Consider the following 25757-nt stretch of genomic DNA (forward strand, 5'->3'; position numbering starts at 1 on the left):
CAGCCTGTCTGATAATCGGTTTGCTTGTCCTGTTTGTCTCAGTCGAGGTCGACCACCCGCACCATGTCGCCATCCTGCACCTTGAGCGCCGCCGCCATCTTGGGCGGGATGATGGCTTCATGCTTGTCGAGATCGACCCGGATATTGCCGTAGCAGGCGCGGTAATGCTCGAAACGGCTGTTGCAGATAAGGTGGGTCTTGCCACCGATGGGCTCGCCCACCAGCACCCGCAGCTTCTTGCTGCGGCGCACGCTGCGGATATTCTTCACGTCGCACTCGACGGTGGGGCCCGCATCGAAAATATCGACGTAACCACGGTTCACGAAGCCCTCGTCCTGCAGCATCTTGATGGCCGGGCGGGTCTTCTCGTGGGTCTGGCCGATAACGGCCCGCGCCTCTTTGCTCAGCAAATTGACGTAGATGGGGTACTTGGGCATCAACTCGGCGATAAAGCGCTTCTTGCCGATGCCGGTGAGATAGTCGACGGTGGGAAAATCCATCGAGAAGAAGTGGGTTTGCAGCCACTCGTAGAAGGGGCTGTGACCGTTGGCATCGGAGACGCCGCGCATCTCGGCGAAGACGGTCTCGTCAAACAGCTCGGGGTGCTCGGCCATAAACAGGAAGCGGTGCTTGGAGAGCAGGCGGCCGTTTAGCCCCTCGCGGGCACATTCGCGCAAGAACAGGGTGCAGAGCTCGGAGTTGCCGGTGTAGTCGTTGGAGAGGGTCAGGGTTTCAACGACGTTGTAGATGCCGAGCTTGGGGGAAGAGTGCACCACCTTGCCGATGTGGTAGTTGTAAAACGGCTGGGAGAGGCCAACCGCGGCATCGATGGCACAGGTGCCGACCATCTCGCCGGTCTCCAGATCCTCGGCCACGAAGAAGTAGAGGCAGTCCCCCTTGCCGGCGGGCTTGTCGGAAAAAGTCTGGGTAGAGGCGTCAATCTTGCGCTGCAGCAGCTCATCGTTGACGGGCAACGAGGTCATGCCGGTGCCGGACTCGATGGCGCAGGTCTTGAGCCCGGCAAAATCTTTTTGCTCGATGGGACGGATAACCAACATAAATGACAACTCCCTTTCATTGACGACAGGTGGGGTCCCGGCTCCTGCCGGGAGAGCTCCCCACCTCAATTTGGAATCAGGCGTTAACCACCTGGGCAACCGCCTTCTCGAAGCGGGCCAACCCTTCCTTGATGTCCGCTTCCGGGATCACCAGTGAAGGGGCAAAACGAACCACGTTGGTGCCGGCAACCAGCGCCATCAGCCCCTGATCGATGGAGGCCAGCAGGAAGTCGCGCGAGCGTCCCTTGTACTCTTCGCTCAGAGCGGCGCCCAGCAGCAGCCCCTTGCCGCGGATTTCGCTAAAGCAGTGGTATTTGGCGTTGATCGCCTCAAGCCCATCGCGGAACAGCTGTTCGCGCCGCTTGACCCCGTCCAGTACCTCGGGAGTATTGATCACGTCGATCACTGCCTCGGCGACCGCACAGGCCAGCGGGTTGCCGCCATAGGTAGAGCCGTGAGTGCCCACTTTCAGGTAAGAGGCGATTTCGTTGGTAGTCAGCATGGCGCCAATAGGGAAACCGCCACCCAGCGCCTTGGCGCTGGTGAGGATGTCCGGCGTGACGCCCAGCCCCATATAGGCATAGAGATCACCGGTCCGGCCGACCCCTGACTGCACTTCGTCATACACCAGCAGGGCATTGTGTTTGTCGCACAGCTCGCGCACCCCTTTGGCAAACTCGTCGGTAGGACGAATGATGCCCCCCTCCCCCTGCAGCGGCTCCATCACCACGGCGCAGGTATTGTCGGAAATCACTTCGGCCAGCGCCGCCAGATCGTTGTAGGGAACATGGGTAATGTCACCGGGCTTGGGACCGAAGCCATCGGAGTAGGCTGCCTGGCCACCGACGCTGACGGTAAAGAAGGTACGACCGTGGAAGCCCTGATTGAAGGCGATGATCTGGGTCTTCTGCTCGCCAAACTTCTCGATGGCGTAGCGGCGAGCCAGCTTGAGGGCAGCTTCATTCGCTTCGGCGCCGGAGTTGCAAAAGTAGACCTTGTCGGCAAAGGTGGCCGCGACCAGCTTCTTGGCCAGACGCAGGGCCGGTTCGTTGGTCATTACGTTGGAGAGGTGCCACAGCTTCTCGCCCTGGGTTTTCAGAGCCTCGACCAGCTTGGGATGACAGTGACCCAGGCCGTTAACGGCGATACCACCGGCGAAGTCGACATACTCGCGCCCCTCCTGATCCCAGACACGTGACCCTTCACCACGCACCGGGATGATCTTGGCTGGCGCATAGTTGGGAACCATCACTTCATCAAACACTTCACGTGTCACTGCCAACAACTCTGACATATAGCTCTCCTTCAGATTCGGCGACAGAATAATCCACCGCCTAAAAGTTAAATCCGTGTAAACGTGACGGGATTATCACAGAAATAAAGTAAAAAGTCTGTAACAAGACGACCTATGAGGAACAATGTTCGATTGACCTTGAGATTTTAGGCAACCGCATTGCATAACGACTCAGGGGGGCTTGGCAAGAGATAATTTGGGCTGGAAGGGGGCTGAATAAAGTGTCAGAGAAATATTTTTTACCTTCTTTCAAACTTGAGAAGGTGATCACAAATTTTTATGAACAGGACAGAAAATTGGCCAGCAGCAAATGGCCCTGTTCGCTCAAAATACTCTCCGGATGGAACTGAACACCCTCGACAGGAAGTGTCTTATGGCGTAATCCCATGATTTCGTCAAACGAGCCATCGGCATGCTCGCTCCAGGCGGTGACCTCGAAGCAGTCGGGCAGCGTGTCGCGCTCCACCACCAGTGAGTGATAACGGGTCACCCGCAAGGGATCCTTTAGACCGTAGAATACCCCTTCGCCGCGATGGCGAATCAGGGAGGTCTTGCCATGCATCACCTGACGCGCGCGAACCACGCGGGCACCAAACGCCTGCGCCAGCGACTGGTGGCCAAGGCAGACGCCAAGAATGGGTAGCTTGCCGGCGAAGTGGCTGATGGCATCGAGAGAGATCCCCGCCTCATTGGGTGTACAAGGACCGGGAGAGATCACCAGAAAACGGGGGGAGAGCTGCGCTATGGCATCAAGCGTCAGTTCATCATTGCGCTTGACCACAACCTCTTGTCCCAGGGCGCCGAAATATTGCACCAGATTCCAGGTAAAAGAGTCGTAGTTATCGATCAACAACAGCATGAGATAACCAACAGTGGAGAATTAACGATCGAGATAACGACCCTGTTCCATTTCCCGTTCACGCTGACACTCGGCCAGATAGATGGCTGCAGCGATGGCAGCAGTCTTGTGATGTTTATCGATGGCATTGGAGACCATCAATTGCAGGGTATTGAGGTTTTTCGCCTTGCGGAACTTGCGCAGCCAGTGACCTTTATCACTCAGCTCTTCAATCGAAATATTTGGTTGAACAGACATGCGTACTCTTGGGGATATAACCCGGGTTGAAATAAAGAATTAAACAAAATACAACGTGGGAAAATAAAGAAAGCCAGGCAAATACCCAGCTCTCTTCTACTACACCTTCCCAGTATGTCAGGCTCGAGGAACGAAGCCGACTACATCATATACGCTGGTCAGGGTTTTTTCAGCTCTTTCACGCGCCTTTTGTGCCCCTTCGGCAAGAATCGCAATCAGATGGGCCTCATCCTGACGCAACTCGTGGAAACGAGCCTGGATCGGTTCCAGCAGCGCAACCACGGCTTCGGCGGTCTCGGTCTTGAGGTGACCATACATCTTGCCTTCGAAGTGCTGCTCCAGCTCGGGGATGGAGCGGCCAGTCACGCCGGACATCAGGGTCAGCAGGTTGGAGACACCCGGTTTGTTTTCCGGGTCGAAACGCACCACCGCCGGCTCGTCGGAGTCAGTCACCGCACGCTTGATCTTCTTGACGATCTGCTTGGGATCTTCCAGCAGGCCGATGAAGTTGGCCTCGTTGTCATCCGACTTGGACATCTTCTTGGTCGGATCCTGCAGGCTCATCACCCGCGCCCCTTCGGTCGGAATGAAGGGCTCCGGCATGGTGAACACTTCACCATAGAGGTTGTTGAAACGGGTACAGATGTCGCGGGTCAGCTCCAGATGCTGCTTCTGGTCGTTGCCGACCGGCACCTGATTGGCCTGATAGAGCAGGATATCGGCTGCCATCAGCACCGGATAACCGAACAGGCCGACGTTGACGTTGTTCTCGAAACGGGCGGACTTGTCCTTGAACTGGGTCATGCGCGACAACTCACCCATCTGGGTATAGCAGTTGAGGATCCAGCCCAGCTCGGCGTGCTGCGGCACGTGAGACTGGATGAAGACAGTGCTCTTCTTGGGATCGATACCGACCGCCAGATAGAGGGCGGCTGCGTCCAGACAAGCCTTGCGCAGGGCAGCCGGGTCCTGACGAGTGGTGATGGCGTGCAGGTCGACGATGCAGTAGAGGCAGTCGAACTCATCCTGCATGTTGACCCACTGACGCAGGGCCCCCATGTAGTTGCCGATGGTCAGTTGACCGGAGGGTTGCGCCCCGCTCAATACGATTGGTTTAGTCATGAGAGTGTTAATCCTTGTTATTCAGCCAGCCCAGCTGCGCTATTAGACCAAAAGTGCATCGAGCTGGGCAAACTGCTCGAATACCCAGTCTGGATGGGAGTCGGCAATGGGGCGGCCATAGTTGTAACCGTAGGTCAGGCCCACCACCTTCATGCCGGCCGCCTTGGCCGCCAGCACGTCATTTTCGGAGTCGCCCACCATTAGAGTGCGAGCCGGGCTCACCCCCAACTCCTGACAAGCGTGCAGCAATGGCTCCGGGCTCGGCTTCTTGACTGGCACGCAGTTGCCGCCAAGCCAAAGTTCGAAGCAATCGCTGATGCCAAGGGCATCGAGGATGGGTGCCACGAAATCACTCGGCTTGTTGGTGACGATCGCCTGCTTGTAACCCAGGGTTTGCAGGCGACGCAGACTCTGGGCAACCCCGTCATACATAGCCAGCCCTTGCAGCAGGCAGGCGTTGTAGTGCTGGAAAAAGATCGGTCTGGCCTTGGCAAACAGCTCGGGGTCAGCCTCGCGATAGGCGAGCGCCCGCTGGATCAGCTTGTCGGCACCATTGCCGACCCAGGTACGGATCACAACTTCATCAGCCTGTGCCAGACCGAGGTCTGCCAGAGTCAGATTGACTGCCAGCGCCAGCTGGGCGGCACTGTCAATCAGGGTGCCGTCCAGATCGAACAGCACCAAATCAAATGCGCGCTCAGCGTGTGACATGAGCCAGCTCCGCACGCATCTTGTCGATCACCGCCTTGTAGTCAGGCTGGCTGAAAATGGCAGAGCCGGCGACAAACATGTCGGCGCCCGCTTCGGCGATTTCACGGATATTGTCGACCTTCACCCCGCCATCGATCTCGAGGCGGATATCGCGGCCGCTCTCGTCGATCAGACGACGCACCTGACGCAGCTTGTCGAGGGTGCCGGGGATAAAGCTCTGGCCACCGAAGCCCGGGTTGACCGACATCAGCAGGATCACATCCAGCTTGTCCATCACATACTCGAGGCAGGAGAGCGAGGTAGCAGGATTCAGAACCAGACCCGCCTGGCAGCCCATCTCCTTGATCAGGCCCAAAGAGCGATCAACGTGATCGGACGCTTCCGGATGGAAGGTGATGAGGGAAGCACCGGCCTTGGCAAAATCGGGAATGATGCGATCCACCGGCTTGACCATCAGGTGCACGTCGATGGGGGCCTCGATACCGTAGTCACGCAGCGCCTGACAGACCATGGGGCCAATGGTCAGGTTGGGGACATAGTGGTTGTCCATCACGTCGAAGTGAACCACGTCGGCACCTGCAGCCAGTACCTTGGCTACATCGTCACCCAGACGGGCAAAATCGGCAGAGAGGATCGAGGGGGCAATCAGAAAGTCTTTCATCAGCATCATCCATTGGCAGCCAGGGAGAAAAAGCGGCGCAATTTTAACGTAAAAGGCGGGCGAAAACGACTCGAATGCGGGGTAAATGGGGCAATCGCCTCCCCTACCCCAGCCACCTAGGTTTTGGGGCATCGGCACGGGCCCAGGGGCGCCCATAAAAAAACGGCGCCCCTGGGCGCCGCATGGTCTGTTACGTCAGCGGCAGCAGTTCACTGTCGCTGGGATAGTAACCCTGCTCAGGTTCGATTCCGGGGGGATAGAGCGCCAGCAACTCGGCCACCTTGTTGCGGGTGCCGCCGTTGCGACTGATGGTGCGCTTGACCAGGATCTCATCGAGGCGGGCACCGCGATAAAGCTCACGAGTCAGCTCGATATCATGGTTGCTGATCAGCACCGGCACCCCTTTGTGAGCGGCTGTGTGACGGGCCAGTCGCGCCAGGATCGCCTGATCATCCAGGGTAAACCCGCCGGAGGCATAGGTGGTGAAGCTCGCCGTAGTGGAGAGCGGCGCATAGGGTGGATCACAATAGATAACCCAATCCTCTTCGGCACGCTTGATGGCGTCGGCGTAGCTCTCGCAGATAAAGGTCGCCTTCTGCGCCTTTTCGGCAAAGGCCCACAGCTCTCTTTCCGGGAAATAGGGCTTCTTGTAGGAACCGAACGGCACGTTGAAGCCGCCCTTCTTGTTGTAGCGGCACAGTCCGTTGAAACCGTGACGGTTGAGAAACAGGAACAAGAGTGCCCGCTCGAAGGTGGTCTCGGTCTGATTGAACTGGGTACGCAGCCGATAATAGGCCGCCTTGTGGTTGTGCTCTGCCACAAACAGCTTGCGCGCCTCGGCAATGAAACTGTCCGGCGTCAGCTTGAGGTGGTTGTACAGGCAGATCAGATCCGGATTGATGTCGTTGAGCACATACGCGTCGTAGTCGGTGTTGAGAAACACAGACCCGGCCCCGACGAAGGGCTCCAGCAACACACGCCCGGCCGGCAGGCGCTCGGCAATCTCTTCAACCAGGGAGTATTTTCCCCCGGCCCATTTTAAAAAAGCGCGTGTTTTTTTCATGGAAATCCGGTGTGTAAGAAGGCAAGACCCAAAAAGGGGGACGATTCTACCCCCTTATCCGGTATCAAGGCTATTGCTTCAGCTCTTTTTGTACCTGTGCAAACGACTTGGGCCAGGGCTGGCCTTTCAGCAAGGCTGGCGGAAGCTTGCGAATGGCACTCTTGGCCTGGGTCAGACCGGCATAATCTCCTTGCAGCACCACATACCAGGGACTGCCACGGAATTTGGTCTGATAGACCCATACCTTGCCCGCCAGACTATGCTCGGCGACAAATTGATCCACCGCCTTGGTGTTGCTCGCCCCCATCAGCTGAACGCTGTAGTGGTTGCGCGGCTTCTTGTTCAAGGTGGCGACCGGTGTCAGGGCCACTTTGGGTGCTGGCGCGGCAACCGGCTCGTTGCTGGCTGTTTTGGTGGTGGCAGCAGGCGTTGCGGTTGTCGCCGGATTCAGTACTTTGGAGGTACTGGCTGGCACCGTGGTTGCGATTGCACCACTGGGGGCTGTGCCACTCGGGTTCTTGCCGGTCAGCTCGTCCACCACGTCAGTAGGCAGAGCGCCGCTCACCTTGGGTTCGGTCATCAGCTTTTGCACGACCTCGTCAGAGATCACCACCCGACGCCCTTCGTAATTGGTTGATTCGGTGGTCACGGTTTCGCTCTCCACCGATTTGGGAAGCACTTTCGCCTCCGGCTGCCAATCTTTCACTACCCCATTGGGATTGTTGGCTGCATCGCGGTTTTGCGCGCCTTGTGCAGCGGCATCGGTATTCGAACCGCCTGCGGTGAGGGGATCGCCTCCCGCTACCGGGATCGGCAATGCCGTGTTCTGCGCCGGATCCTGCAGCGCCGGTTTGCTTTCATTGTCAAACAGCGCAGGCAGCAGGTAGCTCAACGCCAGCAGGGCGCCAGCGACCAGCGCGATAGCGGTGGCAATCTTCTTGACGGGCAACTCCGCCTGACGCTTCTTGGGCCTTCTGTCGGTCATGATATCCTCCAGTAACTGCATGATGGTGGACGGATGTCCGTTCGCCGTTTTCAGGATCTCCTCCACTTGCGGCTTGGGCAAGAGGGTCGCCGGGATCTTGAGCTCTTTGGCTTTTTCATACAAGAAGATGCGCTGCTCCGGCGGGCTCAGTGGCGGCACTTCCAGCTCAAGGGCTGGCATGGCTCGCCCTTTGAGCTGCGGCCGTTGGGTACGACACCAGACGTCACTGCCCGAGACGATAATGGCCAGCTGATGGGGCGCCGCCAGGGTATCGTTATGACGGATGATCGCCCACAACTCTCCCAGCAGGTCGGCCGGCAACTGGTCGGCCCGCTCTATCAGTAGCAACAGGGTGGCAGGCTTGCTCCCCTCCAGCATGCGAAAGAAGCTCTCCGCCAGCGCATCCTGTGGATTGAACAGCGGGCGCGCCACCACCTGTGGCAGCAACAGCTGGCGCACATCCACCATCTTCATGGCAGACGTACCAATCAGGCTTACCACCCGCACTTTTTCCGGCAACACGCCGAGCAGGGATTCGCACAGGGTACCGCGACCACAACCGGGTTTACCGGAGAGAAAAATGAAAGGGTGATTGAATTCAATCAGATGCAGCAGCCGGTCAACCAGCTGCCGCTGGGAAGGAAGTTTTAGCAGTTTATTCGTCACGACCAGACTCGATCACCGCCAGCAACTCGGCATCGGACACATCCCCCACCACCTGCGCATGGCCGATGCCAACCGGCAACACCAGACGCAGCTTGCCTTCCAGCACCTTCTTGTCACGGCGCATATGGCGAATAAAGGCGGCGAAATCCATCTCGGCAGGCGCATGAATGGGCAGATTGGCGGCCAGCAGCAGGGCGCGCACTCGCGCAACGTCCGCTTCGCTCATATCGCCACGTGCCTGCGCAGTCCAGGCAGCCAGCATGGTGCCGGCGGACACTGCTTCACCGTGCAGCCAGTTGCCATACCCCTGCTCGGCCTCGATGGCATGACCAAAGGTGTGGCCCAGATTGAGCAGCGCACGGACGCCGTGCTCGGTCTCATCCTGACCGACCACATCGGCTTTGATCTCGCAGCAGCGTTTGATGGCGTAGGCCAGCGCGGCAGGTTCCAGCTGTTGCAGACGCACCATGTTCTGCTCCAGCCAACTGAAGAAATCAGCATCCCAAATGATGCCGTACTTGATCACCTCGGCCATCCCTGCGGCAAATTCGCGGGCTGGCAAGGTACTCAGACATTCGGTATCGATAACAACTTGTTTGGGCTGATAAAAAGCCCCAATCATGTTCTTGCCGAGGAGGTGGTTGACCGCGGTTTTACCGCCAACAGAGGAGTCAACCTGGGAGAGCAGAGTGGTCGGGATCTGGATAAAAGGAATGCCACGTTGATAGCTTGCTGCCGCAAAGCCCACCACATCCCCGATCACGCCGCCCCCCAGAGCGATCAGTGTCGTATCGCGCCCATGGTTGGTTTCAAGCAGAGCAGACATGATCTGCTCAAAGGTCGCCAGGTTCTTGTACGCCTCGCCGTCGGGCAGAACAAGGTGTTCCACCTGAAAATCCGCCAGCAGGGAAGTCACTTTCTCAAGATAGAGCGGGGCGACGACCGTATTGGTCACTATCATCACCCGCCTGCCCTTGATGCTTGCTGCCAGCACCTCGGGGTGCTGTAGCAAACCGGCAGCTATCTCGATGGGATAGCTGCGCTCACCCAGTTCAACCTTCAACCGTTCCATGGACGTCCTCTTGATTACATACCGATCAGCTTTACAATTTGATTGGCAACGATTTTTGCGCTCTGGTCATCGGTGTGCACAACAAAGTCGGCAACCTCTTCATACAGGGCATTGCGCTCTTGTGCCAGACGTTCCAGCACTTCGCGTGCCGGTTCTTCGGTCTGTAGCAGAGGGCGGCGTTTGTCTCGCTGTGTGCGCGCCAGCTGCTTTTCGATAGTGGTTTCGAGGTAGACCACGATGCCACGAGCAGACAACTTGTTGCGGGTTTCCCGGCTCTTGATGGCTCCACCACCGGTTGCCAGCACGATACCCTGCTGCTCAGACAATTCGCTGATCACCTTCTCTTCGCGAATACGGAAACCCTCTTCGCCTTCAACATCAAACACCCAGCCGATATCAGCACCACTGCGGCGCTCAATCTCATGATCTGAGTCGAAAAACTCCATATGCAGTTGTTCTGCCAGATGTCTACCTATGGTGCTCTTGCCCGCACCCATGGGACCTATCAGGAAAATATTGCGTTTCTCAGCCATGTTTTTTCGTTAGTAATTACAAACTGTACGACCCCGATAAATACTGGATCGGGGTACCTATGAACCTTATCTTGCGATGGATCAGGAGGGGGATTATCTCAATAGATATCGGGACTGGCAACCGCAGCCCTTACGCCCCAGCCTCATTGGGGCGTAAGGTTATATGTGTTTTACCCTCACATGTAAAGCATTCAGAAGGCGTCGGTGACTATCTTGGGGGTCACGAAAATAAGCAGTTCACGCTTTTTGTTCTCGCTGGTGGTCTTGCGGAACAGGGCGCCCAATCCGGGGATATCACCCAGCAAGGGCACCTTGGTCACATCGCTTTTGATAGTCTGCTGATAGATGCCGCCCAGCACCAGTGTCTCGCCATTGTTAACCAGTACCTGCGTCGTGATGGACTGGGCGTTGATGGAGACTGCATCACCGGTACCGGTCGGTACGGTTTCGCCCTTGGTATCCTGGGTCACGGTCAGGTCGAGGATCACCCGGTTGTCAGGGGTGATCTGCGGCGTGACTTTCAAGCTCAGTACCGCCTTCTTGAAGGTGACCGAGGTTGCACCACTGGAAGAGGACTCCACATAGGGGATCTCGGTACCCTGTTCGATCAACGCCGGTTTCTGGTTCGCAGTGGTCACCCGGGGACTGGCGATAATCTCGGCCTTGCTCTCTTTTTCCAGCGCAGACAATTCAAGGTCAAGCAGGGTTCCATCGGCCAGACGGGCAACCTGGAATGCCAAGGTACCGGCAGCATTGGTCACCGGCAGATTGACGTTCATCCGATTATCGACCGAGGGTCTGGTAATCGTTGAACTACCGTCGTTATTACCGGACGAATCATTCCCTTCAATAGAGCCTGAAGTGCTGTTGCCGTGACCATCGTTCTTGGTCACTCCCCAACGAACCCCGAGCGCTTCATCGAAACCGTCATCGATGGTCACCATACGCGCTTCGATCACCACCTGCTTGACCGGGATATCCAGAATATCCAGCATCCGCTTGATACTGCTGATAACCTCAGCCGTATCCTTCACAACCAGCACGTTGGTCCGTTCATCCACACTCACCGCGCCACGTGGCGATAGCAACTTGGTACTCTCGGATGAGAGCAGAGCAGCCACTTCGGATGCTTTTGCATAGTTGATCTGCATATATTCGGTATATAACTGGGCCAAATCAGCCACCTGATTCCGGCTCTCCAGCTGCTGTTTCTCCCGTGCCGCAATCTCTTCAGCCGGAGCAACCAGCAGGATGTTGTTATCAAGCCGCTTATCCAGACCGCGCACTTTTAAAATGATGTCGAGCGCCTGCTCCCAGGGCACGCCATCCAGACGTAGTGTCAGATTGCCTGCCACAGAATCGGTAGTAACCAGATTGAGGTTGTTGAAGTCAGCGATAAGCTGCAACACGGTTCTAACCGGGATATCCTGGAAGTTCAATGAGATGGGCTTGCCCTGATACTGCTTTGAAAACGCAGATGCCGCCGTGCGTTTTTTCACTTCGATAATGAACAGTTTATCAGCCTGATCGTAACGGTAATCAAACTGGCCATTAACCGACAGCTCAAACAGGGTATCGTTGCCCTGCCGGGACACCTCAACCTGAGAGACCGGTGTCGCAAAATCCTGCACATTGATCAGATTAAGCAAACCATCAGGCACGCGAGTACCATGAAACTTGGCCAGCACAGTTTGACCGCGGCTGCTCACATCGACGGCAGCCGAGCTGTTGTCAAGTGTGACCAGAAACTCCCCCTGACCATCCTTGCCACGACGAAAATCCACCCCGGTCACCGAGTTGAAATAGGCTCCACTGCCACTGTTTTGATAGCTGCCGAGCAGTGGTTTGCTGGCAGCAGGCGTCGCAACAGGAGGGGTTACCGGTGCAACAGGCATTGACTTGGCAACAACCTGAGAATTGAGCAGTGCCGAAGGAGCTGGAGTGGCCACCATGGCTGAGGAAGCCGTTGCGGCTGGTGCAATCAGGGCGCTTTCGCCATTAATCAGAGCTGATGAGGTCCCTTCACCAAGGGAAACCAGCAATTTGTTACCCTGTTGCTGCACCTGATAGGGAGCCAGCTGATCGAGAGCAATCTTGATATCAAGGCCAGCTCCCTTCCCTTCCACCTTGATGTTGTCTACTCCCTGACGCTGAATAGGCAGCGGGTTCACCTTGAGTACGCCCACAGCACCGGGGACATGCAACAGGAGCTGGTTAGGTTGATAGGAGAGACGATCGGTAAAGCCACTCACAGGCTCGCTGAAGCTGAGCTCCAGTTGCAACTGGTCTGCCAGCAATGGATTAACTTTTATCTCTTGCAAGGTTGCCACTGCCCACGCCTGACCAAAGGCACTGGCGCAAAACAGCAAAGCCACTTTTGTTACACTGTCTATGGTTGTTCTCATTGCTGTTCGTCCCTGATTATTGTTTTTCTTGCATATTGGCCATCGCCAACTGGGTTTCTCTTGTTACCCAGCACCCCTTCCCGTCCGGAATGGTTTCCAGTAAATCCACTGCCGTAGGAGTAATCTTGATGACTCTACCCTGATCGAGCCCCATATACTGGTTGAGCCCGACCCGTATTGATTTTCCATCAGGTGTGCTGATCAGGGCCCACAACTGCCCGGCCTTTCCCAAGGAGCCGTGCATTGACAAGCTGGCGAGAGAGTAGTTTTCCAATACCTCTTTTTCTCTGTCCATCATAACCTGTGCGCAATCAGGCTTCACCTGGGCACTATTCGCGCGCCCGACACTTGCTTCTGGTTGCGGCATCATGAAGGGGCTACGCAGATCGCGTTGTTGATAGTGCATGGGGGAAAACGGCTTCAACTGGGGTAAGGGTTCAATAGGTACAGGGGGTCTTGCCTTGGTTTCGGCAATATAGGAATCCATCTCCTCCTGACCACCACAGGCCGTCAGCAAGAGGGCAGGTAACAACCAGCAGATGCGTCTCATTGTTTCTGCTCCACTGTTTTACCGTTGTACTTGTAGGTTTTGGCCAGCATCGACATAGCAATCAGGTCTCCCTCATCCTTGCTCTGACTCAAGGTAAAGGAGTCGAGTATGACGATACGAGGCAGGGCTGCCATATCTGCCGTAAACTTGCCGATCTGATGATAATTACCTACCACCTCGATCCGCATGGGCAATTCGGTAGAAAACTCGTGCTTGACCTCCGGTTCCCAGTTGATGCGATTGAGCTTCAAGCCATTATCGGTGGCAATAAAACTGATATCGTCCAGCAAACCGGCGACCTCATGGGTATTGGGCAGCTGCTTGAGCTGGGTATCGACCAGTTGCTCGAGCTGGATCATTTGTGCCTTGTAGGCGCCCAAATTGGCTGCCAGCATCGCCTTGCTTTCAAACTGGCCTTTCAGCTCCGTCTCTCTGGCGCTCTCTTTGGTCAGATTGCCTAAGGAATTGGCAATCACGTAGTAATAAATAGCGCCACCAGTCAACACACAGCACAGCAGGATAAAGACAGCTTTCGCCCATTTTGGCCAGCTCGCGATGTCATTCAGATCAAGCTCGTTGAGTTGCTGAAGGTTCATTTGCTCTCCTTGGCCATATCCCCGGCAGCAGCGGTATTATTGGCAATCAGGAACATCATCGAGAATTGACTCAACGATACCGGCGCGACCTCCGCTGCAAAAATGGTGCTTATTTTCGACTGTCCCAGCCAGCCGGAACCATCAATTCGACGCATCATGCTGGCAACTCGACCATAAGCTTCTGTCTTGCCGTTGACATCGATAATATTGTTCTGCAACGAGAGGGTATTGAGGTAAACCCCATTGGGTACCAGAGAGGGCAACTGGTTGAAAAGACGAACGGGCACATTTCGACGCATTTGGAGATGTTCGATGAGTTGCATCCGATCGATCAGCTCCTTGCGACGTTCTTTAAGCAGGCGTATTTCTCCCAGTTGTGCATCCAGGATGGTCATCTCCTGAACCAGACGCTGATTACGCTGCTGCTGGGCGGCAATCTGACGCTCGACCAGCCAGTTGGCAAAGAGGCTCAGTGCGACAGTGACCAACACGAAAAGCCCTAGCAGGGCACCAAACTGTTTCTTTTGCCGCTGAGCACGAGCCTCGCGCCAGGGGAGAAGGTTTATATTTGACATGGTGTAAAACTCCTCAGAGCCAACCCGAATGCCGTCATATATTTAGCGCCATGTACCAGCTCGGCCTCTCCTTTCGGTTTGCCAAACAGGGCGAACAGATCCGGGTGCAACACCTCGCAATTGACCTCTTCTTTTACCTGTACCAACAAACCGGGTAGCAGACTGCCTCCCCCCGTCAGCACCAGTTTTGCGATGTCGCGATAACCGGATGAACTGCAAAACAGCTGGATATTGCGCCGCACTTGCTGCAGCAGCGAGTTGATGTGGGGCATCAGCACATCCAGCTCATGGTCAACAGGCAAGGTACCTTTGGTTTTAGCCTGCTCAGCCTCATCCAGCGTCATGCCATAAAAGGAGGAGAGCGCCTGGCTGTACTGATCGCCGCCGAAGTTTTGCAAGCGGGAGTAGATCACCTCTCCCTTGACCAGCGCCGCGAAGGTCATGGCACTGGCACCGATGTCGATCACCCCGATCGGTCGCTCACTCTCCTGCAACTCGGGCAAACAGGCCACAACGGCCCGCCCCAAGGCATGGGCTCCCACATCCACTACCTTGACGGCAATGCCAGCCTCAGCGAGAGCGCTGACCCGGCCATTGACGCTCTCAGTACGGGCTGCGCTCAACAGGACATCCTGACGATCTTCACTGGCGCTGGTGTCCAGCACCTCAAAATCGAGGCTGACTTCATCGAGGGGAAAGGGAATTATCTGTTCGGCCTCCAGCTGCACCTGACTCTCCAGCTCCTTGTCACCAAGGCGAGCATCAATCTGGATGACCTTGGTGATCACATTGGAACCAGTCACCGCTGTCGCGGCATAATCGCTGTGGCCAGAGATAAGGCGCTTGAGGGTTTTCAAAGATGGGCTGACCCGCTCGATATCCTGTAGCTGGTAATCAACCAGCGTACCTTTCGGGGTGGCGACCTCGGCAACAGATTCAATATGCAGCTTGCCGGGACGACCAGTGAGGGTAACGGCCTTGATGGTCTGGCTACCGAAATCAATGCCCACCAGGGGGAGGAGGGATCCCTTATTAAATAGCCCAAACATATACACATCCATGCGTTATTGGGTTTTATACCTGAATTGAGTGTAGGACACTCTAATCAGATGAGAGCTTGATCCATCCTAAATGCTCTAACTATCAATGTCATAAAGTTTATACCGAAAAGTGACCCACCTCGCTTTCTTGAGATAAAGGGAGGCACCTTGGTTATTGCTCACTGTAGTGCTAACCTCTCGCATCCTGTCGATGGGTGACTTGCCACAGGAAAACCTCGAATTCCAGATGGCAAAAGGGCTATACTCTGCGCCCGTTGGCTAAATTTAAGACGATTGGTAGTTCTTCCATGCTGAAATGGCTCGTTCGCCTGTTTATTGTCATGATGCTGGGTGCTGTGCTGGGTGTTGCCAGCCTCATCGGTATCTACTTCTATATCAAACCCCAACTGCCCGATGTCACCGCACTGCGTGATGTCAAACTGGCAACCCCGATGAGGGTCTACAGCCGAGATGGGGAATTGATCGCCCAATATGGTGAAATCCGTCGCATTCCGTTGCGCTTGGATGAAATCCCCCAACCAATGATCGATGCCGTACTGGCAACCGAAGATGCCCGCTTCTACGAGCACCCCGGCATTGACCCCATCGGCATCATTCGCGCCGCCTCCGTCTGGGCCGTATCAGGTCATGCCCGTCAGGGTGCCAGCACCATTACCCAGCAGGTTGCACGCAACTTCTTCCTGAGCAATGAGAAAACCATCATCCGCAAGATAAAGGAGGTCTTCCTGGCCTGGCGGATCGAGCAGAATCTCTCAAAAGACGAGATCCTCGAACTGTACCTCAACAAGATCCCTCTCGGTTATCGCTCCTTCGGGATCGGTGCTGCGGCTCAGGTTTATTTTGGTAAAGAGGTCAAGGATCTGGGGCTGGACGAGATCGCCATCATTGCCGGTCTGCCCAAAGCCCCCTCCATGCTCAACCCCATCCGATCCCCCGAGCGCGCCTTTGCGCGCCGCAACGTTGTGCTTGGTCGGATGCTGGAGACCGGCAAGATCACCCAGGCCCAGTTTGACGAAGCGTCCAAAATGCCGATCAAGGCCCGTTTTCACGGCGCCGAAGTGACCCTGCACGCTCCCTATCTGGGTGAAATGGTACGCCAGAAGATGGTAGAGCAGTTTGGTGAAGATGCCTACACCATGGGCCTGCACGTCTACACTACCGTCTCTGCCGAACGCCAAAGGGCCGCCAGACAGGCTCTGCTGGATGGCGTCTTTGCCTACGATATGCGTCACGGCTATCGTGGCCCGACGGCCCAGTTGTGGAAGGCAGGCGAAACAGCTTGGGATTACGAGCAGATCGTGGCCCACCTTGGCAAGCAACCCACTTATGATCCGCTGATGGCGGCCGTAGTTACCAAGCTCGGTGACCGTAGCGCCACACTGGTACTTAAAAATGGCAAGGAAGCAGAGCTGGGCTGGAACGGCATTAAATGGGCTCGCTCCTTTATTACCGACGACCGCCAAAGCTATGCCCCGAAATCGGCACGCGATGTACTGAAAGTCGGCGCCCAGATCTGGGTGCGGGAAGAGGGCGAAGAGTTGCTGCTGGCCCAAATCCCGGACGTCAACGCCGCGCTGGTTGCCATGAACCCGAAAAATGGCGCGCTGGAAGCAGTAGTTGGCGGCTTCAGCTTCGAACTATCCAAATTCAACCGGGTCGATCAGGCGCGTCGCCAGATCGGTTCAAATATCAAGCCTTTCCTCTATGCGACCGCGCTGGAGCACGGCTATACCCTGGCGTCGCTCATCAACGATGCGCCAATCAACCAGTGGGATCCGTCAAAAGGGCCCATGTGGCAGCCCAAGAACTCCCCGGCCGTTTATGATGGCCCCACCCCGCTGCGTCTGGGTTTGGCCAAGTCCAAGAACGTGATGTCGGTTCGACTGATGCGCGCCATCGGTCTGGATACCTATATCGACGGTCTGACACACTTTGGCTTCCCCCGCGACTTCATCTCGCCCCATGAGTCACTGGCGCTGGGCGCAGCCGAATTTACCCCCCTCGAGGTGGTGCGTGGTTACTCGGTACTGGCCAACGGTGGCTTCCTGGTGACCCCATACTTCATCGACAAAGTCACCGACAGCCTGGAGAACACCCTCTATCAGGCCAATCCCGCCATCGCCTGCAGCAATTGCGAACAGCAGACGGCGTCCGAACAGAGCACACAGTCACAGCCAACTGTTGATGGCACAGCACAAGATGGCTCTCAGACTCCTCTCGCACCGCTCATAGCCCCGCATACCATAAGTGCCCAGAGCGCATTCCTGATCACCGACACCCTGAGCACAGCCATCTGGGGTGGCAACGGCTGGCGTGGTACCGGCTGGCGTGCAGCCCGCGACCTGAAGCGTCACGACATCTCCGGTAAAACCGGTACCACCAACGAATCGCGGGATGCCTGGTTCTCCGGCTACACCCCGGACATAGTCGCTACTTCCTGGATCGGTTTTGACAACCACCAACGTGGCCTTGGTCGTGCCGAATTTGGTGGTGGCGCCGCACAGCCTATCTGGATCGACTTCATGAAAGTCGCTCTCAAAAAGCTACCGGAGCACAAGATGCCGGTTCCCGAGGGGATCATGACGGTGAAGATTGACAGCGAAACAGGCCTGCTGGCGACCAGTGGTGGCACCGACGAATACTTCAAGGAAGGTACTGAGCCGACCCGTTACGCTGCGCCCAGCTCGGACGGCAATCAGGTCTACGGCGGCGACAACCCCGATGTGGAAGGGCCTGTCTCTACCGACGATATCTTCTAAGCTGCTCTCGCGGCAGCAACAAAACCGGCAGCCTTGGCTGCCGGTTTTTTTATTGGGCCAACTGCTTGCGCATCAATGTAGCGATCGTGGCCGCCAACTCGTTGAAACAAGGGCGACGCACCGAGTAGTGGCGATAGAGCAGCGAGATAGTCCGCCCTGGCACCGGGTCGACCACGGGTCGATAACTGACTCCTCCCTCATCATGATCGGCAGGTACGGCCAGCTTTGGTACCAGAGTCATGCCGCTACCGGCAGCTACCATGTTGCGCAGGGTCTCGAGACTGGTACCCTTGAAGCGCTGATCTTCACCTATCCCACCAGCAAAACAGAATCCCATCGCCTGATCCCGCAAACAGTGGCCATCGGCCAGCATCAGCAATTTCTTGCCCTTGAGATTGCCGAGCGGCACCTGTCTGGCCTGTGCTTCGGGGTGATGGCAAGGCACCGCCAACCACATCGGCTCGTGGTAGAGCTGGATTGAACCAAACCCCTCCATCCCCGGCATCTCGGCCAGAATGATGCAATCCAGCTCCCCCTCTTCCAGCCGCTTGAGCAGGGTCTGGGTTTGCTCCTCATAGAGGTAGAACTCCAGCTGGGGGAAACGCTCACGCAGGGCCTGGATAATGCGGGGCAACAGATAAGGGCCCACAGTCGGAATAAAGCCGATATGGATCTCCCCGGACATCGGCTCGGAAAAATGCTGGCCGATGCTCTTGAGCTCACGCACCTCCTTGAGCACCCGACGCGCCTGATGAGCCATGGCATCGCCAGCCGGGGTAAACAGCACCTTGCGCGAGGTACGTTCGATCAGAATGACACCGAGTTCATCCTCCAGCTTGCGCAGCTGACCGCTCAGGGTAGGTTGACTGACAAAGCAGCGTTCGGCGGCTTTGCGAAAATGTTTTTCCTCATCCAGCGCCACCAGATATTCGAGATCGCGAAGATTCATACAGCAAGAGTCCTGCCTGGAAAATGGGCCATCAGCATGCACAATATCACCCGGCGGAACAAGTCATCGGCTCGCTCTGGCCCTCGGAAATAACAAAGCCCGATCACCTCGCGGCAATCGGGCTGTTTGACTCGACAAGGGATTACACCCTAAAACGGCGCACCATATCCTGCAACTGGCTGGCCAAATGGTTCAACTCGTTGCAAGCTTGAGCCATCTGGGTGGCACCGGCCGCCACCTCTTCGGAGGCGTGGCTGATATTGACCACGTTGCGGTTGAGCTCCTCACTCACCGCCCCCTGCTCTTCGGTGGCTGTCGCAATCTGGATATTCATGTGGGAGATGCTGCTGACCGAGCCACTGATCTGGGAAATGGACTCTCCCGCCTCCCGAGCGGTAGCTACAGTGGTGTTCATCAGCTCCTGACTCTGTTGCATGGTACTGCCCGCCTGTTCGGCACGCTGCTGCAACTCGGCAATGATGGTATTGATCTGGGAGGTGGAGTCCTGAGTGCGCTTGGCCAGCGTACGCACCTCATCAGCCACCACCGCAAACCCCCGTCCCTGCTCACCGGCACGGGCCGCTTCAATGGCCGCGTTCAATGCCAGCAGGTTGGTCTGTTCGGCAATGCCGCGGATCACCTCCAGCACCATGCCGATATTGCGGCTATCATCGCCCAGTTGCCGGATCACCACTGCAGTGCTCTCGATGGCCCCTGCCACCCGCTCGATGCGCAAAATAGAGTCATTAACAGTCTTGGCCCCAATCTCTGCGGTTTCGCTGGCCGAGGTGGCGGCACTGGCGGCATCGCTGGTGTTGCGAGAAACCTCCTGCACCGTGGCCTGCATCTCGTTCATCGCGGTTGCCAGCTGATTAAGTTCATGCTGCTGGGCACTCATGTTGGCCGCTGACTGCCTTGCTACCGAGCTCATCTCTTCGGTGGCCGAACTCAGTTGCACCACTGAGCCCGAGACTTCACTGACCAGGGTACGCAAATTGGTCTGCATCTCGCCAAACCCTTTGGCAAGAGTCCCCAGTTCATCATTGTTGAACTGTTGCATATCGATGCGGGAGGTAAGATCACCGGAGGAGACACGGCGGGTCTGCTCCAGCAGGGCCATCACCGGATTGCGGATCTGGGCGGTCAACAGCCAGGCAATCACCACCACAAAAGCCAGCGTCACCAGGCTGACAATAATGCTCATGGTTCTGGCATTGCTATACATGGCCGCAATGTCTTTCACCATCTCATCGGCAATCTCGTTATTGATCTCCCGCAAACGATAAGACTTGGCACCAACCTCTTCCAATGCGGCACGAGTCTCGTTTTTGCGCAGACTTCTGACTTTATCCAGATCGCCAGCAGCAAAGGCATTTAACAGCTGGTCATGTACCGAAAAATACTTGGCCCCCGCCGCAACCACCTGCTCATAAACCTGCTTCTCTTCACCAGTAGTGAAAGGTAAAGCACCATATTTTTGGGCTGCTTGCTCAAATTCCTGCTTGGCCTTATTGAAGGTCAGGGTGCGATCGCTTACCTCTTGCTCATCCTTGTTCAGGCCACCGATGACCTGGGCCAACTCTGAACGACGCGCATCCAGCACGGCAACATGCATCTGGCTCGCCAGACGAGTAGAAGGCAGTAAATTACCCGTGATGGTTTCGGTATCACCATAGAGCTTTGCCAGCTGGCTGATTGAAAACCAGGCCAAGCCCAGTACCAACAAGGCCAGGATGGCAAATCCGGCACTCAGTTTCTGGCCGATGGACATGTTTTTGAACATATAAGGGCTTCCTTGAAATGAGTCTTCACTCCCGCAACATCCACCGGGAATGGTCATATAGAGCATAGCCTGCACCCGGAAAACAGAAGGATTTCATACCGTTTCTGTGATTGTTTGCCTATCGGCCCTGGACACCTTTCCTGAAGCGGTCTCGTGTTCAAATAACAGCCATCATGTCATTAGAGCCAGCAGATGCGTGCTCAGAGCATCCGGCTCCCCCAGAAAATCGGCAACCCGTACAGGCGTGACCCGCCCCTTGTGCATCAGCCCAAGGGTGGGATAACCCTGACCACCCAGCCGTTTCATCCAGCCCTGGCTATCTGCCAGATGTTGCAGCAATGGGGCCTGCAGATAGGCTTGCTGGAACGCGTCTTCACTGACCCCCTGCTCTGCCGCCAGCGTGGCGAGAAATGCCGGCTCACCAATCCAGATCCCGTCCCGATAGTGGGATTGCTGGATCCGGTGCAACATGGCCAACCCATCCCCCCCCAAGGCCGTGACGGCCAAAACCGCACGGATCGGCGGCTCGGAGTCCAGCAGACACCCTTCGCGCAGCAGCAGTTCGTTAAAGTAGCGCTCGCCAAAATGCTGGCCGGTCAGCGCCTCGATCCGCTGATCATGGGGGCGCACATAATCACGCAATGCCTCGCCCATAGGCTGACGGCGACTACCCAGCCAGAGACCGCCCGCATGCAGCTCGATCTTGAGCCCAGCAATGGTGGCTGCCGCCTGCAACAGGGGGGCGGCACCGTAGCACCAGCCACAGAGCGGGTCATAGACATAATGGAGGGTGGTTTGTTGTTCGCTCATCTTCATTCTCACTTCAATCTCGGATAAAAAACCGGGCCCTTAGGCCCGGTAAAAACACAGGGAAAGCAGGCTCAGTGGCTTACCACTTCATCTCGCCGGTATTGACCTTGGCACCGATGGCCAGACCATCGTCAACCGGCAGTGCCGGATAGGCCTTCTTCAGAGCCTCAATCAGCTCACCGGAGTTTTTCGCCTTGGCCAGCTCCTGTTCGAAACGCTCTACATAGTCACGGGTAAAGGTCACAGCAGCAGTGCCTTTGGGAGCAGTGCCCAGGAAGTGGCCCGGTACCACACGCTCGGGTTTCAGGGCCAGCAGGTTATCCAGCGCCTTGACCCAGTTGCTGCGAGCCGCTTTGGTCTGGCTGTCGGCCATCCAGACATGCACCCCGTGGTAGACCGGCACACCACCAAAAGCAGTCTTGATGGAAGGGGCCCAGAGGTAGGCATTCGGGGTATTCATCTCTTTGATTTCAATCTTCTCGCCATCCAGCGTCAGGTGGCTGGCGGTCATCACTTGCGGCACGGTCAGGCTCTTCGGTGCACCCTTGCCGAGGATCGGGCTCCAGTAGCTCAGCTTGGCATCCTTGGTCTTGTTGATATGGTCAACCACATGCTGGTCGGCCAGCACTTTGACATCCGGGAACGCCGCCATGACCGGCTCCAGACCGAAGTAGAAGTCGGGGTCACCGGCACTGATATAGACAGTGGTCAGCTTCTTGCCGCTCTTCTTGATCATGTCGACCAGCGCCTGACCATTTTGCACGTCGAACTGGGCATCGATCAGGATGGCCTCTTTGTCACCGGTCACCAGTGAGGAGGAGACCGGGAAGATCGCCTTCTCGCCAGGGTTGTAGACGGTCACGCTCAGGGGGGCGGCCAGTGCGGCACCACTCAACAGGGTGGTCGCCAGAGTCAAGTTGCGGATCAGGGTGTTGTTCATCATCTATTCCTCATTAAGTATTCGGGGGTTCATTTGATGGACAGAGTGTATTGGATCACTTAAGGTGCAAATACAGCATAAAAAGCGCATCACTGTTGCACATATCGAACATATAGAGAGCCATACATGGATCGACTGACCGCATTGCAGGTCTTTGTCAGCGTAGTCGAACAGGGGAGCCTGAGCGGCGCCGGAGAGAAACTGGATATGTCGCGCGCCATGGTGTCGCGCTATCTGGCCGAGCTGGAGAGCTGGATGGGCGCCCGCCTGCTGCACCGCACCACCCGTCGTCTGAGTCTGACCGGACCGGGAGAGGAAGCGCTGAACCGGGCCCGCGCCATGCTGGCGCTCGGCGAAGAGATGGAGCAGATCGCCGTGAAGGGGGATGACGCCCCCAAGGGACAACTGCGGATCACCAGCAGCTACTCCCTGTCGGAAGCCTTGCTGGTCGGGGCTGCTAACGACTATCTGGCGCAATACCCGGGGACGGCCATCGACATTCTGCTGCTCGACAGAACCGTCAATCTGGTGGAGGAGCGGATCGATCTGGCGGTGCGCATCACCAACGACCTCGACCCCAATCTGGTGGCGCGTCGTCTCGGCACCTGCCACTCGGTAGTCTGTGCCAGCCCGGCCTATCTGGCCCGTCATCCAATGCCACACAAGGTGCAGGATTTGGCGCTGCACAACTGCCTCACCTACACCTACTTTGGCAAGAGCCTGTGGGAGTTCAATGGACCGGACGGTCCCGAGTCAGTGCCGGTCAGCGGTAACCTGAGCGCCAATATCTCCAACCTGCTGCTGGAAGCAACGCTTGAAGGTGCCGGGATCAGCCTGCAACCCCGCTACTCGGCACAACCCTATCTGGAGCGCGGGGAACTGGTGCCCCTGCTGACCGACTGGCAGCCCAAGCGCCTCGGCGTCTACGGGGTGTATGCCACCCGCAAGCAGATGTCGCCACTGCTGCGCAGCTTCCTCGATTTTCTGCTGGCCCGCATGGCGGCGGATCCCATCTGGCAGGAGTAAGCACTCCGCACACCCAAACATAACGAAGGGGCCGCTGTGGGCCCCTTCTTCATCTTCATCAGTTGATCAGGCTTCAAATCCGAATGGTTCTGAGTGCGGCGCTTCCGGCTGCGCACTCTCGTCCAGGAAAATATCCCGATAAGCCACATAGATGGAGTAGTTGAGCGCCGGGATCACCACCAGCAGACCTACCAGTAACAGCACAGCGCCAAACAGCAACAACATGGCTGAGAGCAGTCCCCACCAGAAGAAGGGCCACATATTGCGCCAGCAGCCGAAGAAGCTCAGACGCACCGCCTGGATGATGCCGATATCGTGGTGGTAGATCAGCGCAGGAGCAAAGGTGACCCCCATCAGCACGGGAATGATGAGCAGCATCCCCACCAGCAACACCAGCAGCAGTTGTTGCAACTGGCTGGCAGAGACCACCATGCTCTCGGGATCCTGCGTCAACAGCGGGAGCAGCCCCCACACGGAGAGCAGACCGAGACAGACGAGGCCAACCAGGCTGAACAGCAGCAACACCAGCAGACCGCCGAGCATCAGCGGGGTCAACTTGTGGCGAAAACCGGCGAAGAGATCGGCAAACTGCAGCGGCTCCCCCCGATAACCCCGAGCGGCGACCGCCACCCAACCCGCGCCCCACACCATGTAGAGCAGCTGGGAGATAAGGCCCCCCGCCGGCAGTTGCTCCAGCAGCATGCCCACCATAAACCAGACCAGCACCATGGCTACGCTGATCCCCATCCCCTTGTTGAAGATATCGAACCCGCTGCGAACCCAGAGCCAGCCACGACCTGTCGTGTATCGGGCCGGTGTGGTGCGCAAAGGGGGTAATCCGTTCATATCGTCTCCTCGGAGTGTCGGTGGCATCAGTGCCGGAAGCCGATTCTAGAGCCAGGGCGGGGGCGACTCAATGGCGAAGCAACCCGAGCACGACATAAAACCTGACGCAACTATGCACAAAAGGGGCATCAGCCACGCCCCGCCACTGGCTGCCCCGACCATAACGAGGCACAATCTGCCCCCTCCTCCAGCCGCGCCTGTCGTGGCCAGCATGTCGTGATCACCCTTTAGTGATCGACGAATGCCGGACAAGGGGTTGTCATCCCGCCATCCCGGGCGTTTTAACATCGAGTGGTATCGTCATGAGAGTTGTTTGTTGTCTGTTGTTGTTACTGACCAGCCAGTCAGCCCTGGCCGAGGGTTTTATCAGTCGCCTGCTCAACCATCCGGTGCCGGGTGGCGTTGCGGTGATCCCTCTTGGCGCGTCACCCACTGCCCCCACGGCCCGCTATCATGACAAACCCGTGCTGGTGGTGCGCGAAGACAACCAGTGGATCGCCATCGTCGGCATCTCTCTCAAAAACCCGCCCGGTGCCCAGCAACTGAGCACAGGTGATGGCCGTACTCTCGGCTTCACCGTGACCCCCAAGCACTACCGCGAGCAGCACATCAAGCTCAAGAACAGCCGTCAGGTCAATCCGCTCGCCGAGGATATGACCCGTATCAACCGCGAGCTGGCGGAGCAGAGCCGGGCTTACCAGACCTTCAGCCCCAACCAGCCGAGCAACCTGCTGTTCGACAAGCCGGTCAACGGCCCCCTCTCCAGCCCGTTTGGCCTGCGTCGTTTCTTCAATGGCGAGGAGCGCAACCCCCACTCCGGCCTCGACTTCGCCGTGGGCGCCGGCACCCCGATCAAGTCCCCCGCCGCAGGCAAGGTGATCCTGATCGGCAACTACTTCTTCAATGGCAATACCGTCTTTGTCGACCACGGTCAGGGGCTCATCAGCATGTTCTGCCACATGTCGAAGAGCGATGTGAAGCTCGGCCAGAGCCTGCCGCGTGGCGGCATCGTCGGGCGAGTCGGTTCGACCGGCCGCGCTACCGGCCCCCATATGCACTGGAACGTCAGCCTCAACGACACCCGGGTCGATCCCGCCATCTTTATCGGCGCCTTCAAGCCCTGAATCGGCAGAGCCCGTTAACAAAACATCCTCTAACAAAACAGGCAGCCCATGGCTGCCTCTCTACTATCAGCA

24 protein-coding genes are annotated in these 25757 nt (G+C 57.0%); 3 read left to right on the plus strand and 21 right to left on the minus strand.

Annotated elements, in window-relative coordinates:
• Positions 1–38: 38 nt before the first annotated feature.
• From astA to tapM, 16 genes are all read right to left on the minus strand, one after another.
• Entirely contained in the window at positions 39–1058 is a 1020-nt protein-coding gene (gene astA / locus G5315_RS03355; protein WP_005334994.1) for an arginine N-succinyltransferase, read from the minus strand.
• Between the two features lie 76 nt (positions 1059–1134).
• Complete coding sequence (locus G5315_RS03360) at positions 1135–2352, minus strand: aspartate aminotransferase family protein (protein ID WP_421332436.1); 1218 nt, start codon at positions 2350–2352, stop codon at positions 1135–1137.
• Positions 2353–2629: 277 nt separating this feature from the next.
• On the minus strand, positions 2630–3211 hold the full coding sequence (locus G5315_RS03365) for an aminodeoxychorismate synthase component II (protein WP_216953065.1): 582 nt from the start codon (positions 3209–3211) through the stop codon (positions 2630–2632).
• A gap of 21 nt (positions 3212–3232) precedes the next feature.
• Complete coding sequence (locus G5315_RS03370; protein ID WP_216953064.1) at positions 3233–3448, minus strand: hypothetical protein; 216 nt, start codon at positions 3446–3448, stop codon at positions 3233–3235.
• 117 nt (positions 3449–3565) lie between these two features.
• Entirely contained in the window at positions 3566–4570 is a 1005-nt protein-coding gene (gene trpS / locus G5315_RS03375) for a tryptophan--tRNA ligase (RefSeq protein WP_005362251.1), read from the minus strand.
• A gap of 42 nt (positions 4571–4612) precedes the next feature.
• Positions 4613–5281 carry a phosphoglycolate phosphatase gene (locus G5315_RS03380; RefSeq protein WP_227342109.1) on the minus strand — a complete coding sequence of 223 codons (669 nt, stop codon included), beginning with the start codon at positions 5279–5281 and terminating at the stop codon, positions 4613–4615.
• The gene (rpe, locus tag G5315_RS03385; RefSeq protein ID WP_005335006.1) at positions 5268–5942 is read right to left on the minus strand and encodes a ribulose-phosphate 3-epimerase; all 675 of its coding nucleotides are present in this window, start codon (positions 5940–5942) and stop codon (positions 5268–5270) included. The genes G5315_RS03380 and rpe overlap by 14 nt, the downstream gene beginning before the upstream one ends.
• A 190-nt stretch (positions 5943–6132) precedes the next feature.
• Positions 6133–7005 carry a Dam family site-specific DNA-(adenine-N6)-methyltransferase gene (locus tag G5315_RS03390; RefSeq protein ID WP_421332437.1) on the minus strand — a complete coding sequence of 291 codons (873 nt, stop codon included), beginning with the start codon at positions 7003–7005 and terminating at the stop codon, positions 6133–6135.
• 70 nt (positions 7006–7075) lie between these two features.
• On the minus strand, positions 7076–8656 hold the full coding sequence (locus tag G5315_RS03395) for an SPOR domain-containing protein (RefSeq protein ID WP_421332439.1): 1581 nt from the start codon (positions 8654–8656) through the stop codon (positions 7076–7078).
• The gene (gene aroB / locus G5315_RS03400) at positions 8646–9728 is read right to left on the minus strand and encodes a 3-dehydroquinate synthase (protein WP_421208787.1); all 1083 of its coding nucleotides are present in this window, start codon (positions 9726–9728) and stop codon (positions 8646–8648) included. The genes G5315_RS03395 and aroB overlap by 11 nt, the downstream gene beginning before the upstream one ends.
• Positions 9729–9742: 14 nt before the next feature.
• Positions 9743–10261 (minus strand): shikimate kinase AroK, encoded by a 519-nt coding sequence (aroK, locus tag G5315_RS03405; protein ID WP_266134309.1) that lies wholly within the window; start codon positions 10259–10261, stop codon positions 9743–9745.
• A 191-nt stretch (positions 10262–10452) separates the two neighbouring features.
• The gene (locus G5315_RS03410; RefSeq protein ID WP_421263045.1) at positions 10453–12666 is read right to left on the minus strand and encodes a type IV pilus secretin PilQ; all 2214 of its coding nucleotides are present in this window, start codon (positions 12664–12666) and stop codon (positions 10453–10455) included.
• A 16-nt stretch (positions 12667–12682) separates the two neighbouring features.
• Complete coding sequence (locus G5315_RS03415) at positions 12683–13216, minus strand: pilus assembly protein PilP (RefSeq protein WP_216953060.1); 534 nt, start codon at positions 13214–13216, stop codon at positions 12683–12685.
• The gene (gene tapO / locus G5315_RS03420; RefSeq protein WP_216953059.1) at positions 13213–13812 is read right to left on the minus strand and encodes a PilO family type IV pilus biogenesis protein TapO; all 600 of its coding nucleotides are present in this window, start codon (positions 13810–13812) and stop codon (positions 13213–13215) included. The genes G5315_RS03415 and tapO overlap by 4 nt, the downstream gene beginning before the upstream one ends.
• Positions 13809–14387: a PilN family type IV pilus biogenesis protein TapN gene (gene tapN / locus G5315_RS03425; protein WP_216953058.1), complete on the minus strand. Its 579-nt coding sequence runs from the start codon at positions 14385–14387 to the stop codon at positions 13809–13811. Before tapN ends, tapO begins: the two co-directional genes overlap by 4 nt.
• Positions 14375–15436: a PilM family type IVa pilus assembly protein TapM gene (gene tapM / locus G5315_RS03430; protein WP_323137627.1), complete on the minus strand. Its 1062-nt coding sequence runs from the start codon at positions 15434–15436 to the stop codon at positions 14375–14377. Before tapM ends, tapN begins: the two co-directional genes overlap by 13 nt.
• A gap of 299 nt (positions 15437–15735) precedes the next feature.
• On the opposite strand from tapM, the gene G5315_RS03435 reads away from it, so the two are divergent.
• Positions 15736–18207, plus strand: coding sequence for a penicillin-binding protein 1A (locus G5315_RS03435; RefSeq protein WP_421332441.1), 2472 nt, complete (start codon positions 15736–15738; stop codon positions 18205–18207).
• A 49-nt stretch (positions 18208–18256) separates the two neighbouring features.
• On the opposite strand, the gene oxyR is transcribed toward G5315_RS03435, so the two are convergent.
• The 4 genes from oxyR to G5315_RS03455 all read right to left on the minus strand — a co-directional run bounded on the left by oxyR (position 18257) and on the right by G5315_RS03455 (position 22689).
• A complete protein-coding gene (oxyR, locus tag G5315_RS03440; protein ID WP_337072438.1) occupies positions 18257–19156 on the minus strand; it encodes a DNA-binding transcriptional regulator OxyR in 900 nt (299 codons plus the stop codon).
• A 142-nt stretch (positions 19157–19298) separates the two neighbouring features.
• Positions 19299–20939: a methyl-accepting chemotaxis protein gene (locus G5315_RS03445; RefSeq protein ID WP_216978208.1), complete on the minus strand. Its 1641-nt coding sequence runs from the start codon at positions 20937–20939 to the stop codon at positions 19299–19301.
• Between the two features lie 171 nt (positions 20940–21110).
• Positions 21111–21755, minus strand: a complete 645-nt coding sequence (locus tag G5315_RS03450; RefSeq protein ID WP_216953053.1) for a DsbA family protein — start codon at positions 21753–21755, stop codon at positions 21111–21113.
• A gap of 73 nt (positions 21756–21828) precedes the next feature.
• The gene (locus G5315_RS03455) at positions 21829–22689 is read right to left on the minus strand and encodes a Vmh family MBL fold metallo-hydrolase (protein ID WP_026035063.1); all 861 of its coding nucleotides are present in this window, start codon (positions 22687–22689) and stop codon (positions 21829–21831) included.
• A 126-nt stretch (positions 22690–22815) separates the two neighbouring features.
• Between G5315_RS03455 and G5315_RS03460 the strand changes: the two genes are divergently transcribed.
• Positions 22816–23715 carry a LysR family transcriptional regulator gene (locus G5315_RS03460; protein WP_167573451.1) on the plus strand — a complete coding sequence of 300 codons (900 nt, stop codon included), beginning with the start codon at positions 22816–22818 and terminating at the stop codon, positions 23713–23715.
• Positions 23716–23781: 66 nt separating this feature from the next.
• Here G5315_RS03460 and G5315_RS03465 read toward each other — a convergent pair whose 3' ends face one another.
• The gene (locus G5315_RS03465) at positions 23782–24561 is read right to left on the minus strand and encodes a BPSS1780 family membrane protein (protein ID WP_421332444.1); all 780 of its coding nucleotides are present in this window, start codon (positions 24559–24561) and stop codon (positions 23782–23784) included.
• Positions 24562–24863: 302 nt separating this feature from the next.
• Here G5315_RS03465 and G5315_RS03470 point away from each other — a divergent pair, with 302 nt between their 5' ends.
• The gene (locus G5315_RS03470; protein ID WP_421332446.1) at positions 24864–25685 is read left to right on the plus strand and encodes a peptidoglycan DD-metalloendopeptidase family protein; all 822 of its coding nucleotides are present in this window, start codon (positions 24864–24866) and stop codon (positions 25683–25685) included.
• Positions 25686–25757: the final 72 nt, after the last annotated feature.

It is taken from the genome of Aeromonas sp. 603607, from assembly GCF_049171595.1.
In the GTDB taxonomy this organism is placed as follows: Bacteria; Pseudomonadota; Gammaproteobacteria; order Enterobacterales; family Aeromonadaceae; genus Aeromonas; species Aeromonas veronii.